The sequence below is a fragment of the Vibrio qinghaiensis genome, from assembly GCF_002257545.1.
In the GTDB taxonomy this organism is placed as follows: Bacteria; Pseudomonadota; Gammaproteobacteria; order Enterobacterales; family Vibrionaceae; genus Vibrio; species Vibrio ordalii.
On sequence record NZ_CP022741.1, the window covers coordinates 1,243,041 to 1,257,004 of the forward strand.

Consider the following 13,964-nt stretch of genomic DNA (forward strand, 5'->3'; position numbering starts at 1 on the left):
CGAACTTGATTTCACTTAAAGGTTGGAGCCTTGGTAAAGTGGCTCTCAATCATACGTTGGGTGATGGGATGCTGAGGATCCGCCAACACTTCGTGAGTTTCCCCCGCTTCGACCACGTCTCCTTCATGCATGACGATGATTTTGTCAGTGATGTGCTTGATCACCCCGATATGCTGCGATACATACACAAACGAGACACCCATCTCTTCTTGCAGTTCTAGAAACAAGTTAATCATCTGTGATCGCATTGCCATGTCTAACCCGTTTAATGCTTCATCAGCCACAATGATCGACGGTTGTAGAATCAGTGCTCGTGCCAAGCAAATCCGCTGTTTTTGCCCGGTGGCGAGCATTTGCGGGTAGAAGTAGGCGTGCTCTGGCAATAACCCAACGCGCAATAGCGTATCTTTTACGCGCTTCATGCGAGCTTCAGGTGGCATATTGGTATTTCTTTTGAGCGGCCCTTCTAGAATATGACCAATTTGAATTCTTGGGTTGAGCGATGTGTTCGGATCTTGAAAAATCATTCGAATCAGCTTACAGCGCGTGGAGTAATCCTTGTGTTCCAATAACTCTCCATTAACGCGTATCTCGCCAGCAGAGGGTTCAACCATCCCTGCAAGCATTCGTGCCAATGTCGATTTACCAGAACCATTTTGGCCAATAAAACCAATGGTTTGCCCTGCTTCTAACGTAAAGCTAACCGGTTTGACTGCATGCTGAATTTTCTTGCGAAACAGACCTGAACGGGTAATGAAATCTTTAGTTAACCCGTTCACTTCTAATAATGATGCACTCATGACTGTTGCTCCATATTGAGTGGGAAATGACAGGCAAACTTATGATTTTTAATACGTTGTGGATACGGTATTTCAACGCATTGGCGCTGAGCATAGGGGCAGCGAGGCCCCAACCGGCAACCAATCGGTAAATGTTGCAAGGGTGGAATGGAACCCGGTAAGGATTGCAATTTTTCTTTATGCGGGATCCAATCACTAAAATCAGGCATCGCTTTCAGTAGTGCAGCCGTATAAGGGTGTTTGGGTTCACTCAATATTTTCTGGGTATCGGCTGACTCAACAGACTGACCGCAGTACATCACTGTAATACGGTTAGCCCACTGGGTAATGGTGGTTAAGTCGTGGCCAATCAATAGAATCGTGGTGTTATTGACCTGATTCATCCGGCTGAGCAAGCGCAATATCTGCGATTGGGTAATGGGGTCCAAATCGTTCGTTGGTTCATCAGCAATCAAAATTTTTGGTTTGGTTGCGATAGCCATCGCAATCATTACCTTTTGGCATTCACCATCAGTTAGCTCATAGGGGTAGCTACTCATGATGCGCGCGTGCTCTTTGATTCCTACTTTATGTAAAAGGGCAATGGCTTGTTTTTTACGCCATGTAAAACGCTGCCACCATTTGCCTTCAAATGTGCGCGATGGAATAGATTCAATCAGCTGTTTTCCCACTTCATCTGAAGGGTCTAAGCAGGTTGACGGTTCTTGAAAAATCATCGCGATGTCGCGGGCAATCACTCGCCGGCGTTCGCGCGGCGTCAGCTGAAGTAGATCAATGTTACCTAAGCGCATGCGGTCGGCGGTGATGGTCCAATTATCTTTGCATATTCCTACGATGGCTTTAGCCACCAAGCTTTTTCCTGATCCAGATTCTCCCACCAATCCGCGAATTTCGCCTTCGTTCATGGTTAAGCTCATGCGATCGACTGCTTTGACCATGCCTTGTGGCGTATCAATTTCGATGGTGAGATGGCGAATATCTAATAATGGCATTATTCCACCCCTGCATTCAGAGCTTGTCGTACACCTTCACCGACTAAGTTGATGATGATCACCGTAAACATAATCGCTAAACCGGGGAGAGTGACTGTCCACGGTGCGAGGTAAATCAGCTCAACTGAATCACCTAAGATGGTGCCCCATTCGGTGCTTGGTGTTTGAGCACCCAAACCAAGAAAGCCCAAAGCGGTGATGTCTAAGATAGCAATGGATAACGCGAGTGTTATTTCGTTGGCGATGACAGCAAGTACATTGGGTAAAATGGAGTTCCACAACAGATAAAAGTCATTGGCACCATCTAAACGTGCGGCGAGGATATAGTCTTTTTCTACTTCGTTGTGTACGGCAATATACACCGAACGAACAAAGCGAGGGATAAGTGCCAAACCAATCGCAAGCAAAATATTGAACTCGCCAAAACCGAGCAGTGCCACAAAAATAATGGCAAGCAGCAATGATGGAATCGACATGACGGTGTCGAGTAAGTGGTTCAATGTACTGGACAATAATCCTTTGGTCATGCCTGCCATGATACCGATAAAACAGCCGATCACAGCCGCGATAGCGGTGATTAAAATAGCGGCAGCGAAGGTGTATTGGGTACCATCAATCAACCGTGACAAGATATCTCGGCCTAAATCGTCGGTACCTAAGAAAAATTCGACAGTACCTGCAGGATCCCAAGAAGGCGGTATTAACAGGTTGCTCGTTTGCAACTGTGGATCATGAGGGGCTATCCAAGGAGAGGTGAGGGTAATCAACACAATGAGCCCTAAGCACCACAAGCCAAACATTGCCAAACTGTTATTGCGATAGCTGCGCCAAAACCGCTCAAACTGAGTCGGAATATGCTCTTCCTGATAAATGTTATTTGTTAGCATACCATTCCTTTCTTACCAGCGGGTTAACCATAGCGCCAATCAAATCAGACAGAATGTTTGCTGTGAGAACGAGCGTACCAACTACGATCACGCCGGCTTGAATGGAGACATAATCTTGGTTAGATAAGGCATCGAGCAGCCAACGGCCAATTCCCGGCCAGTTGAAGATGGACTCAGTAATAATGGCGAGCGTTAACATACTTGATAGCTGAACCCCGAATTTAGGAATAATCGGTGGAATTGCATTTCTCAGCACATGAGCAGTCACAATTTCGTAGTGACTTAAGCCCTTAATTCGAGCGGCGCGTATATAGTTTTGAGCCATCACATCGGCTACCGAAGAGCGCATCAGGCTTACCACTTGCGTCGTCGGTGCTAGAGCCAGCACCAAACAGGGCAAAATCATATGTTCAATAACACTTTGCAAAGCATGGGCACGGTAGGTGCCTTCAGCGAAAAAAGCATCGATTAACGCAAAACCAGTTACGTGTTCTACTTGATAGAGTAGATCATAACGTCCTGATACGGGAAGCCATTCATAGTGAAGAGAAAAGACCATGATCATCAGTAGAGCCACCCAAAATAGCGGGGCTGAATAGCCAGACATTGACGTGAAGGAGATGACGGTATCAATCCATTTACCTTGCTTCATTCCTGCGAGCGTACCAATAGGGAGACCAATTAACAAAGAGAGAGTAAATGCGATGAGGCACAGTTCCAACGTTGCTGGGAAGACGATGAGTAACTCGTCCACAATCGGGACACCACTGTGATTGACGCCAAAATTGAGTTGCAGTAGTTGCCCTAAATAGGTTGACCAACCCGACCAGAAACCATGGTCCATTAGAGGCGAGTGGGGATCTAAGCGCAACAGAGCAAACCCGACCATAGTCAAAATGAGTAATGTGATAATAAATAAGTTGAGTCTGCGTACCGTATATAAAAACACTATTCGATCCTCTCAACCGTATTGAATGGCTGTACATTAAACGGACTGAGTTTAAAGCCTGTTAGCGTTTTATTGTACGCTTTAAATTGCATGCCGTGTGCCAGTGGGATAACCGGAAACTCTTCGTTCAAAATATTTTGCGCCTGTTTGTATAAGTTAAGGCGATAGCGCGGCTTGTCTACTTCCAAGGCCAAATCGAGTAGAAAATCGAAATCACTATTACACCACATAGAGGCATTGAGCCCCGAACGCTCGGAATTACAAGAGAGCAGTGGACGCAAAAAGTTATTTGGGTCTGCGGTATCTCCATTCCAACCGGTTAAAATCAGATCAGCGTTAGCGTGCTGGATCAAATTTGAGCGATCGAGACGGTCTTGGGTGATGATATGCAATGTAATACCAATGTCGGCCAAGTTCGCATTAATTAGCTCAGCAGTTTTACGTGGGCTTGGATTATAGGCATGAGGCTCTGAAGGGACTGACATCGTCAATTCCAAATTGGCGTAATAGCCGGCCTCTTTAAGTAATGCGATCGCGTAATTACGATCATAGCGAATGTGAACGTTGTCTTTTTGGTAAGCCCAAGATGACGGCGGCAGTAGGTTATAAGCAATACTCCCTGTACCGTAATAGACCGAGTCCAAAATATTTTGGCGGTTGATCGCGAAATTAAGCGCTTTACGCACGCGAACATCACTAAGTGCAGGATGAGATGTGTTTACAGCAATAAACGAGACGTTCATTGCTGGTTTGGCATTCAGTTTGATTTCTGCTTGCTGTTTGATGATCGGGATCTGACTTGAAATCGGCGAGCTAAGTACGTCACACTCATAGCGTAGTAGTTTGGCGAGTGTCCCTGTGCCTCGGTTTGACACATCAAATACGACTTGCTCCATCTTCGCCACGCCATTCCAATAAGCACCATGACGACGAAGGCGGATAAGGTCATTGACTTTAAATTCGTCGAGATAAAAAGGGCCTGAGCCAACAGGATGACTGTCAATCATGCTTTTTTCATCCTTAATCACTAATTGATTAGCATACTCATAAGAGAGTATGACGGCGTGACTGGTGGCGATATTGGATAAAAAAGAGTTGTCGGGACGACTGAGGATAAATTTAACCGTGAGATCATCCAGAGCGTGAACATCGATCAGCAAGTTTTTGAAATCAATACCCGCAAACCATGGGTAGACGCCACTATTGACGTAATGAAACGGGTTGGTTGGGTCAATGATTCGGCGAAAGCTGAAGACCACATCATCGGCATTAAGAGCGCGAGTCGGTGTAAACCAAGCGGTTGATTGAAATTGAACGCCATCGTTTAGCTTGAATGTATACTCGGTACCTTGTGGATTCACCGTCCAACTTGTGGCTAAGTTTGGTATCGGTTGTAAGGTTTCTGAGTCCAATTGTAACAGTGTGTCGTAAATCTGTGGGCTGAGAGCTTCAGACGTAATACCGCCCTCAACCAATTGTGGGTTAAAAGTGGTGGGGTTACCGTGACCACAATATACGAATCCGCTCTGGCGAATTTTACTATGGTCAATTTGTTCGCTACAGCCTATCAGTAGGCTAAAGCTGCATATTCCTAGTGCGAATCGTATCAATGTTTTCATAAAGAGAAATAACTGTGAGAAGTAGGGCAAACAAAGCCAATCATTATGCCTCAAAATCCTGATAATCTACCATTTTTTGTTGCTCTAAACCTAGGGTTAATCGCCATTACTGCCAACGAGTTGATATTTTCTCACCATACCTCTCAATTGGTGGTAGCTCAAGCCGAGTAATTCGGCGGCTTGTCTTTGATTAAACTTACTGGCATTGAGCGCGGCACTCAGTAGTTGTCTGTCCTGATCGTCCTGCCACGTTTTGTAATCCATCGGAAATTCAAAGCCAGTCGTGTCAGTATGGTGATCTGTGGAGAGATTGCCAGTAAGGTCATCTGGTTTGTGCCATTGATTAGCAAAAGGGTTAAAAACCAAGTTTTCAATGGGATGAGAGGCCGTTCCGTGTTGATAGACAGCCCGCTCCACGACATTTTTAAGTTCACGCACATTTCCCGGCCACAAGTAGTGTTGAAGCTGCTCTGCCGCTTCTGTACTAAACCCGACAAAGAGCGCTAAGTTCAGTTCACGGCACATCTTAATCGCGTAATACTCAGCAAGTGGCATGATGTCTTCTTTTCGCTCTCTTAGCGGTGGAAGCTGAATCACATCAAAGGCCAGTCGGTCGAGTAAGTCAGCTCGAAACTTTCCAATTTCAGCTAATTGTGGAAGATTAGCGTTGGTTGCACAGACGATACGGACATTCGCATTAAGCCGTTGGCTACCGCCGACACGTTCGTAATGTCCATATTCAATCACTCGAAGCAGTTTCTCTTGTACGGCAAGCGGTGCGGTGGCGAGCTCGTCCAAAAAAAGAGTTCCCCCTTCTGCCCGTTCAAATCGTCCTTGGTGACGTCCTTTGGCTCCGGTAAACGAGCCTGATTCATGACCAAAGAGCTCAGAGTCCATTAACCCTTCACTCAAGGTTGAACAGTTTAACGAAACCAGTGGTTGGTCCCAACGTTTGGAAAGATAATGCAAGCGCTGAGCGATTAACTCTTTGCCCGTTCCTCGTTCGCCAATAATCAATACTGGTCTATCAATCGGTGCAAGCTTAGAGACTTTATCGAGCACGGACAAAAATGGGGGGGCTTCACCAATTAGGTTTTGTTGCATATTCACTCTCCACACCGTGATTGAAAGAGTTGGTTAAATTTACCAACCCTTGGTAAAAATCATCATAGCATAGCTGTGTATTAAATGAACTTTTGTGTAATTTGTTGATTATCAATAAATTTATACTTGGCACGAAACTTGGTTATCTCTTGTTGTCAAACGCTTTTAACGATGTAAAGCGGTCCACTACTAACCACATTACTATTGAGAACTAGTCAGGAGATTGAACATGGGTATTTTTTCTCGTTTTGCCGATATCGTAAACTCGAACATTAGTGCACTGTTAGATAAAGCGGAAGATCCTGAAAAGATGATCCGCTTAATTATCCAAGAGATGGAAGATACTTTGGTGGAAGTTCGCACCAATTCGGCCAAAGCTATTGCGGATAAGAAAGAGCTCGCACGTAAAGTCGATTCTATGGTCTCTCATATTGAAGATTGGCAACAAAAAGCGACTTTGGCGCTCGCTAAGCAGCGTGAAGATCTCGCTCGCGCTGCCTTGATTGAAAAAAAGAAATTGCAAGAGATGATGAAAGGTTTGCACACTGAACAAACCTTGGTAGAAGAAACTATCGATAAATTGACAGGTGAAATCGGTAAGCTAGAGGCCAAAATTGCCGAAACACGGGTCAAGCAACAAGCTTTGGCACTTCGTAGCCAAACCGCGCACAACCGTCGTGATGTGCAACGTCATTTGCATACTAGCCGTACTGATGAAGCGATGGCGAAGTTTGAACAGTACTCGCGTAAAGTCGATGAACTTGAAGCTGAAGCCGATCTCTACGCTATGTCCGGTAACGCTAAGTCACTCGACCAAGAATTTGCTGAACTGCAAGCGCAAGATGAAATTGAACAAGAGCTAGCAAAACTGAAACAGCAAATGGACAAAAACCAATAACGAGGAGTGGCATACATGTCATCATTTTTTATCGCAGGTCCACTGATTGTCTTTTTGATTTTTGTTGCACCGATCTGGCTCTTTTTACATTACAGAGGTAAGCGACATAGTAGCAACTCATTGTCGCAAGAGGATTTAGAGCGGATTAAAGCGTTATCTGCAAAAGCGGAAAAACTGCAAAGCCGGGTTGAAACCCTTGAACGCATTTTAGATGCTGAATCACCGACTTGGAGACAAAATCATGGCTAGCCGCGAGCTCTATAAAGATCCGGTCAACGGTAAAATAGCTGGCGTATGCGCTGGGCTTGCTAATTATCTTGGGTTAGAAGTTTGGTTGGTGCGTATATTGGTCATCTCGGCTGCACTACTCGGTGGCGGTTTTTTAGTGCTTTTAGCTTATATGGCTTTGATGCTGATGTTAGAAAAGCAGCCTACTCAGTATGTTGAAACGCTAAAAGCCCAACGCGAACATACATTGAAAAATAAGCCTTGGGAGCAAGGACAAACTGCCGAAGCCTTGCTGGTGACATTGGATCAAGATTTAACTCTAGTGGATCAGAAAATCCGTAAAATGGAGGCTTATGTCACCTCTGAAGCATTTAAAGTCAATCGTGAGTTTAATCAGCTTTAACAGAAGAAAGTATAACCGATGGATAAATTGAATAAGCCGGACAGAGCTCCGGCTTATTTATGTGAGGAAGATGAACTTAAAGAGCCTGAACTTCCAAAATACATAATTTCTTCTTACATGATTTCTTCTTAGTGAAAGCACTCTCTGTGTTAGATTTTTAATATATAAATCTAGCCGTCAATGACGGCTTCATCTATTTTAAAAGAAATCATGGCGTTGGATTATAGGGTATGAATAAATTATTAGTACTGTGCTGGTTTTCGTTACCAGTTTTGGTTGCGTGCGGTAAAGCGCCTTTGGATATTCCAGAACCAGAATCAAGACCTGCGAAACTATTCACTGTCCTTGTCGGTAATACACAAGATGAACGTCAGTTTCCGGCTACGACTGAAGCAGGGGATAAAGCGGTGCTGGCATTTCGGGTGCCGGGGCAGTTACAGTCGATTGATGTCACGGCTGGTCGGCAAGTTGCGCGAGGTGACGTGTTGGCGAGTTTGAATCCAGATGAATATGCATTATTAGAAAAGCAAGCCCAAGCTAATTTTATGCTCGCTAATGTCCAATTTGAGCGATATAAAAAATTGCGTAAAGATAAAGTGGTATCCGAGCAAGATTTTGATCAAGCCCAAGCGAACCATAACTCAGCGAGAGCAATGTGGGAGCAAGCAAAAGCAAACTTACGTTATACGCAGCTTATCGCTCCCTATGACGGTACTATTTCGATTATCCCTGCAGAAAATCATGAGTACATTGCTGCAAAACAAGGGGTAATGAACATCCAAACAAACCAGATTTTGAAAGTGGTTTTTCAACTTCCAGATCACTTACTGAGTCGCTTTGCCAATGGCGCCCGTTTTGTGGCTAGCATCCAATTTGATTCCTTTCCAGATCGAGAATTTGAGCTTCAATTTCAAGAAATAGATACAGAAGCGGATCCCAAAACAGGCTCTTACCGTGTTTCTATGATTATGGATAGACCTAGTGATATTGGTATTTTGCCCGGAATGGTTGGAACGGTGCGAGTCGCTTCTGTACAAGTCAGTGCAACCCATATACCTAGGTCCGCATTATTGGTCGAAGAGGGTAAAATATCGGTTTGGCGAGTCAATGAGCAGGGGATTGTCGAAAAATCGCAAGTAGAACTAAATGATAAAGAGCAAGTGATATCGGGCCTTAAAGATGGCGATCGCATTGTTATCTCCGGTGTTAATCGCATTTCACCCGGAATGAAAGTCCGTGAATGGATTAAAGAGCGGGGATTGTAATATGAAGCAATTAGTAACGTTATGCTTAGCCTCTGCAATTTTTTTCATCGCAGGTTGCAGTGAACCACAGAGAGCTGTTAGAGAGCCAGTTGCCCGTGTGAAAGTGATTGAGCTCAATGTACAGGAAGTGAAAGATACTCTCTACTTTCCTGCGATCGCGAATGCGGCGGAACGCTCTCAACTGAGCTTTCGTGTTAATGGCGAAATTAGTCGATTTCTCGTTAAAGAGGGGAATCGAGTGAAAAAGGGTCAAGTTCTGGCTATCTTAGAACCAACGGATTATCAGTTGGATGTCGATAATGCATCGGCACGATTTGTGGTAATCGACAGCCAGTTTAAGCGTTCTCAGCCATTAGTAGATAAAGGGCTGTTGGCGAAGTCGCAGTTCGATGAAATCGCGGCGCAGCGGAAAATCGCCCACTCAGAGCTAGAGCTGGCTAAATTGCGACTGTCGTTTACTGAGTTAAAAGCGCCCATGGATGGTGTTATCTCTCGTATTAATGCCGAGCAATTTGAAAATGTTCGAGTGGGTCAGCAAATTGTCAATATCCATAGTATTGATAGTGTTGAAGTATTAATCCAATTACCCGATCGTCTTTATACCCGTCAGCCAACAACGTCAGATCTTGAGAAAGTGGATGCGTGGGTACGATTACCCAGTGGCAATCAATATTTAGCGAAAGTCAAAGAGTTTACCACCGAACCCAATCCTAATACCGGTACTTTTACGGTGACATTAATGCTGCCTATGCCTAGTAATGAGATCATCTTAGATGGTATGGCTGTCGATGTGACTTCAAAATCGGCGCAAGTGGGGGTAAACCTCAATCAAGGAGTTAATGTGCCTATCACGGCTGTGTTTAATGCTGATGGTGATGATATTGATCGTGCAAACAAATTCGTTTGGCTTGTGAGGCCTGATCTCACCGTGACCAAGCGACAAATCGTTATTGGACAAGCCTCGAAAAGCACCCTCCAAGTGTTAGATGGGTTAAATCCAATGGATAAGATCGTTACTGCAGGCCTAACAAAACTGCGTGAAGGAATGAAAGTGGAAGTCGTGAAGCAGGAGGTGGGTAATGAGTAATCAAACCCCAGAGTCGCAAAATGATCAAAAAGTGAGAGGGGTTGCAGCCTACTTCATAAAAAATAGAGTCATCAGCTGGATGTTGTCGCTGATTTTCTTGATTGGTGGCGTATCGGCGTTTTTTGGCCTCGGAAGGTTGGAAGACCCAGCCTTTACCATTAAAGATGCTATGGTTGTCACCGCTTATCCGGGGGCCACACCTCAACAAGTAGAAGAAGAGGTGACTTACCCTTTAGAGAAGGCTATTCAGCAACTGACCTATGTGAATGAGGTGAACTCGATCTCTAGTCGTGGTTTGTCACAAATTACCGTTTCCATGAAAAATAACTATGGGCCTGATGATTTACCGCAGATATGGGATGAACTACGACGTAAAGTCAATGATCTAAAAAACCAACTGCCACCGGGCGTTCATGAGCCTCAAGTTATCGATGATTTTGGTGACGTATATGGCATTTTATTGGCTATTACCGGTGATGGATACAGTTATAAAGAGCTGCTTGATTATGTTGATTACCTGCGTCGGGAGTTAGAACTGGTTGACGGTGTAAGCAAAGTATCTGTTTCGGGGCAGCAACAGCAGCAGGTATTTATTGAAATCTCGATGAAGCGTATCAGTTCACTCGGTATTTCACCTCAAACCGTTTTCAATCTATTAGCTACTCAAAATATCGTGTCAGATGCTGGAGCAATTCGTATTGGCGATGAGTATATTCGTATTCAACCGACAGGTGAATTTGAGAATGTCGATAAACTCGGTGATTTGATTTTAACCGAAGGTGGAGCACAAGGATTGATTTACTTACGTGATGTGGCACAAGTAAATCGAGGCTATATTGATGTGCCCAGTAATGTTATCAATTTCAATGGCAAGCTTGCTTTGAATATGGGCATCTCTTTTGCTCAAGGTGTCAATGTGGTGGACGTTGGACAGCGTTTTGACCGACGTTTAGCAGAATTGAAATACCAGCAGCCGATTGGTATTGATATTTCGGAAGTATACAGCCAACCCAAAGAGGTGAATAAGTCGGTCAGTGGTTTTGTCGTTAGCCTTGGCCAAGCGGTAGCGATCGTTATCATTGTACTACTGTTTTTTATGGGTTTGCGCTCTGGTTTATTGATTGGATTGATTTTACTGCTGACCGTTTTGGGAACCTTCATTTTCATGCAGTACCTGAAAATCGATCTACAAAGGATCTCGTTGGGAGCTTTAGTCATCGCGCTTGGTATGCTGGTGGATAATGCAATTGTAGTGGTCGAAGGTATTTTAATCGGAACCCAAAAAGGACGAACGAGGCTGCAAGCGGCAACCGATATTGTCACACAAACGAAATGGCCATTGTTGGGAGCGACCGTGATAGCGGTGACCGCATTTGCCCCTATTGGTTTGTCAGAAGATGCGACGGGCGAATATTGCAGAACACTATTTACGGTGTTGTTGATTTCTTTGATGCTGAGTTGGTTTACAGCAATCTCACTCACCCCATTTTTTGCTGATATTTTCTTCAAGGGACAAAAAGTAAATACGGCTGGAGAGCACCACGATCCATATAACGGAATGGTTTTTGTCTTATATAAAAGCTTCCTAGACTTTTGTATGAAGCGTGCATGGTTAACCATGGTGGTTTTAGTTTTTGGCTTGGTCATTAGTGTGTACGGTTTTACTAAAGTGAAACAAGCTTTTTTTCCATCTTCAACGACTCCTATATTCATGGTCGATGTTTGGTTACCTGAAGGAACGGATATCCGGGCCACCAATGATCAACTTCGTAAGCTAGAGCGTTGGTTGTCAGCCCAAGAAGAAGTGGAACATATCACAACGACAGCAGGCAAAGGGCTTCAGCGTTTTATGCTGACCTACACGCCAGAGAAAAGTTACGCGGCTTATGGTGAAATTATCACTCGGGTGAAAAGTGATGAAATGCTCACTCAGGTAATGGATCGTTTTAGGCTGCATCTTGATGAGCACTATCCTGAGATCAACTATAAACTGAAACAGATAGAGTTAGGTCCTGGTGGTGGTGCAAAAATAGAAGCTCGAATTGTTGGTTCGGATCCCACTATATTAAGGTCGCTTGCCTCACAAGTGATGGATATCATGTATGCAGATCCAGGAGCTTACAACATTCGTCACGACTGGCGTGAACGCACAAAAGTGTTAGAGCCGCAATTCAATGAAAGTCAAGCTAGGCGTTATGGTGTCACTAAATCCGACGTAGACGAGTTTTTAGCGATGTCATTTTCAGGAAAAGCGATCGGTGTATATCGTGATGGCAGTACGCTCATGCCTATTATCGCTCGCTTACCAGAAGATGAGCGGACGGATATACGCAATATTAAAAGTATGAAGCTTTGGAGCCCAGTGGTGGAAAGCTATATCCCACTGCAACAAGTTACTCTAGGTTATGAAATGCGTTGGGAAGATCCTCTCATTGTGCGTAAGAACCGGAAACGAATGTTAACGGTGATGGCAGACCCAGATATTTTGGGCCAAGAGACAGCTTCAACATTGCAAAAACGGCTACAGCCGAAAATTGAAGCTATCGCAATGCCAGCGGGCTATTCACTGGAATGGGGAGGCGAGTTCGAATCTTCACAGGATGCGAAGGAATCATTGTTTAAAACCATGCCTTTGGGCTATCTTTTCATGTTTTTAATTACGGTATTTCTATTCAATTCTGTGAAAAAATCGTTGATAGTATGGCTAACGGTACCTCTTGCTCTGATTGGGGTGACTACGGGTTTACTGATGCTCAATACCCCCTTTGGTTTTATGGCATTACTTGGTTTTTTAAGTTTATCAGGAATGTTGTTGAAAAATGGCATTGTACTGCTTGATCAAATAGAAATTGAAATACACTCGGGTAAAGATCCTTACTTGGCGATCGTTGATGCTTCTTTGAGCCGTGTACGCCCAGTATGCATGGCTGCAATTACGACGATTTTGGGGATGATACCCTTATTACCGGATATTTTCTTTAAACCTATGGCCGTCACTATCATGTTCGGTTTGGGCTTTGCGACCATACTGACATTGATTGTTGTACCAGTGTTGTATCGTTTATTCCATAAAATTAACGTACCGCAATAAGGCAAAGCGATACCTCAACATTGATTGGGTATTGATTAAGGAAGGCATATGCATCAGATGGACACGGTATGCGCATGGGCGATGAATCACCCTTTAGAGCGCGATTATCACGATAATGAGTGGGGCGTCCCCGTTTACGATGATGTCAAGTTGTTCGAATTTTTGACGTTAGAAGGTGCGCAAGCTGGGCTGAGCTGGATAACAATTTTGAAAAAGAGAGAAGGTTATCGCTTAGCCTTTGACGGTTATGATCTTGAAAAACTGGCTCAGTACGACGAAACGCGAGCACCTTATATTATCGAACATTTCGATGTGGTGAAGCACAAAGGAAAAATTGCCTCTGTCTATTCCAATGCACGAGCGGCTTTACTGTTGCAGCAAGAGTATGGCTCTTTGTCCAAAGCATTGTGGCAGTTTGTGGATGGTCAACCAGTGCTCAATCATTGGCAGCAGATGATTGATATCTCTACATCGACGCCCACGTCTAAGGCGATGAGCCAATTTCTAAAGAAAAAAGGCTTCAAGTTTATTGGCGAAACGATTTGTTATGCTTTTATGCAGGCGGTGGGTATGGTGAACGACCATTTGGTTGATTGCCCCAAGCGTTAATTTTTTAATGCGACCTTGTGACCTTAATATAG

13 protein-coding genes are annotated in these 13,964 nt (G+C 44.3%); 7 read left to right on the forward strand and 6 right to left on the reverse strand.

The window, feature by feature from the left end:
* Positions 1-11: 11 nt before the first annotated feature.
* From CCZ37_RS05740 to pspF, 6 genes are all read right to left on the reverse strand, one after another.
* The gene (locus tag CCZ37_RS05740) at positions 12-800 is read right to left on the reverse strand and encodes a peptide ABC transporter ATP-binding protein (RefSeq protein ID WP_094499988.1); all 789 of its coding nucleotides are present in this window, start codon (positions 798-800) and stop codon (positions 12-14) included.
* Positions 797-1,792, reverse strand: coding sequence for a peptide ABC transporter ATP-binding protein (locus tag CCZ37_RS05745; RefSeq protein WP_010320232.1), 996 nt, complete (start codon positions 1,790-1,792; stop codon positions 797-799). The genes CCZ37_RS05740 and CCZ37_RS05745 overlap by 4 nt, the downstream gene beginning before the upstream one ends.
* Positions 1,792-2,679 (reverse strand): ABC transporter permease subunit, encoded by an 888-nt coding sequence (locus tag CCZ37_RS05750; RefSeq protein ID WP_094499989.1) that lies wholly within the window; start codon positions 2,677-2,679, stop codon positions 1,792-1,794. Before CCZ37_RS05750 ends, CCZ37_RS05745 begins: the two co-directional genes overlap by 1 nt.
* On the reverse strand, positions 2,666-3,628 hold the full coding sequence (locus CCZ37_RS05755; protein ID WP_010320234.1) for an ABC transporter permease: 963 nt from the start codon (positions 3,626-3,628) through the stop codon (positions 2,666-2,668). Before CCZ37_RS05755 ends, CCZ37_RS05750 begins: the two co-directional genes overlap by 14 nt.
* Positions 3,628-5,247 carry an ABC transporter substrate-binding protein SapA gene (sapA, locus tag CCZ37_RS05760; RefSeq protein ID WP_094499990.1) on the reverse strand — a complete coding sequence of 540 codons (1,620 nt, stop codon included), beginning with the start codon at positions 5,245-5,247 and terminating at the stop codon, positions 3,628-3,630. Before sapA ends, CCZ37_RS05755 begins: the two co-directional genes overlap by 1 nt.
* Positions 5,248-5,343: 96 nt before the next feature.
* Positions 5,344-6,351, reverse strand: a complete 1,008-nt coding sequence (pspF, locus tag CCZ37_RS05765; RefSeq protein ID WP_094499991.1) for a phage shock protein operon transcriptional activator — start codon at positions 6,349-6,351, stop codon at positions 5,344-5,346.
* Positions 6,352-6,580: 229 nt separating this feature from the next.
* On the opposite strand from pspF, the gene pspA reads away from it, so the two are divergent.
* The 7 genes from pspA to CCZ37_RS05800 all read left to right on the forward strand — a co-directional run bounded on the left by pspA (position 6,581) and on the right by CCZ37_RS05800 (position 13,932).
* Positions 6,581-7,249 (forward strand): phage shock protein PspA, encoded by a 669-nt coding sequence (pspA, locus tag CCZ37_RS05770; RefSeq protein WP_010320237.1) that lies wholly within the window; start codon positions 6,581-6,583, stop codon positions 7,247-7,249.
* A 15-nt stretch (positions 7,250-7,264) separates the two neighbouring features.
* Positions 7,265-7,498, forward strand: a complete 234-nt coding sequence (pspB, locus tag CCZ37_RS05775) for an envelope stress response membrane protein PspB (RefSeq protein ID WP_167372388.1) — start codon at positions 7,265-7,267, stop codon at positions 7,496-7,498.
* Positions 7,491-7,880 (forward strand): envelope stress response membrane protein PspC, encoded by a 390-nt coding sequence (pspC, locus tag CCZ37_RS05780; RefSeq protein WP_094499993.1) that lies wholly within the window; start codon positions 7,491-7,493, stop codon positions 7,878-7,880. Before pspB ends, pspC begins: the two co-directional genes overlap by 8 nt.
* Positions 7,881-8,110: 230 nt before the next feature.
* Complete coding sequence (locus CCZ37_RS05785) at positions 8,111-9,145, forward strand: efflux RND transporter periplasmic adaptor subunit (RefSeq protein ID WP_010320240.1); 1,035 nt, start codon at positions 8,111-8,113, stop codon at positions 9,143-9,145.
* Between the two features lies 1 nt (position 9,146).
* The gene (locus tag CCZ37_RS05790; protein WP_094499994.1) at positions 9,147-10,232 is read left to right on the forward strand and encodes an efflux RND transporter periplasmic adaptor subunit; all 1,086 of its coding nucleotides are present in this window, start codon (positions 9,147-9,149) and stop codon (positions 10,230-10,232) included.
* The gene (locus CCZ37_RS05795) at positions 10,225-13,323 is read left to right on the forward strand and encodes an efflux RND transporter permease subunit (RefSeq protein ID WP_094499995.1); all 3,099 of its coding nucleotides are present in this window, start codon (positions 10,225-10,227) and stop codon (positions 13,321-13,323) included. The genes CCZ37_RS05790 and CCZ37_RS05795 overlap by 8 nt, the downstream gene beginning before the upstream one ends.
* A gap of 48 nt (positions 13,324-13,371) precedes the next feature.
* Entirely contained in the window at positions 13,372-13,932 is a 561-nt protein-coding gene (locus CCZ37_RS05800) for a DNA-3-methyladenine glycosylase I (protein WP_094499996.1), read from the forward strand.
* Positions 13,933-13,964 lie beyond the last annotated feature (32 nt).

Bases quoted from the DNA above. Each gene is read 5' to 3' on its own strand.
- CCZ37_RS05795 (WP_094499995.1), top strand. From the start codon at position 10,225: ATGAGTAATCAAACCCCAGAGTCGCAAAATGATCAAAAAGTGAGAGGG.
- CCZ37_RS05800 (WP_094499996.1), top strand. From the start codon at position 13,372: ATGCATCAGATGGACACGGTATGCGCATGGGCGATGAATCACCCTTTA.
- CCZ37_RS05745 (WP_010320232.1), bottom strand. From the start codon at position 1,792: ATGCCATTATTAGATATTCGCCATCTCACCATCGAAATTGATACGCCA.
- CCZ37_RS05785 (WP_010320240.1), top strand. From the start codon at position 8,111: ATGAATAAATTATTAGTACTGTGCTGGTTTTCGTTACCAGTTTTGGTT.
- CCZ37_RS05740 (WP_094499988.1), bottom strand. From the start codon at position 800: ATGAGTGCATCATTATTAGAAGTGAACGGGTTAACTAAAGATTTCATT.
- sapA (WP_094499990.1), bottom strand. From the start codon at position 5,247: ATGAAAACATTGATACGATTCGCACTAGGAATATGCAGCTTTAGCCTA.
- pspF (WP_094499991.1), bottom strand. From the start codon at position 6,351: ATGCAACAAAACCTAATTGGTGAAGCCCCCCCATTTTTGTCCGTGCTC.
- CCZ37_RS05790 (WP_094499994.1), top strand. From the start codon at position 9,147: ATGAAGCAATTAGTAACGTTATGCTTAGCCTCTGCAATTTTTTTCATC.
- pspB (WP_167372388.1), top strand. From the start codon at position 7,265: ATGTCATCATTTTTTATCGCAGGTCCACTGATTGTCTTTTTGATTTTT.
- pspA (WP_010320237.1), top strand. From the start codon at position 6,581: ATGGGTATTTTTTCTCGTTTTGCCGATATCGTAAACTCGAACATTAGT.
- pspC (WP_094499993.1), top strand. From the start codon at position 7,491: ATGGCTAGCCGCGAGCTCTATAAAGATCCGGTCAACGGTAAAATAGCT.
- CCZ37_RS05750 (WP_094499989.1), bottom strand. From the start codon at position 2,679: ATGCTAACAAATAACATTTATCAGGAAGAGCATATTCCGACTCAGTTT.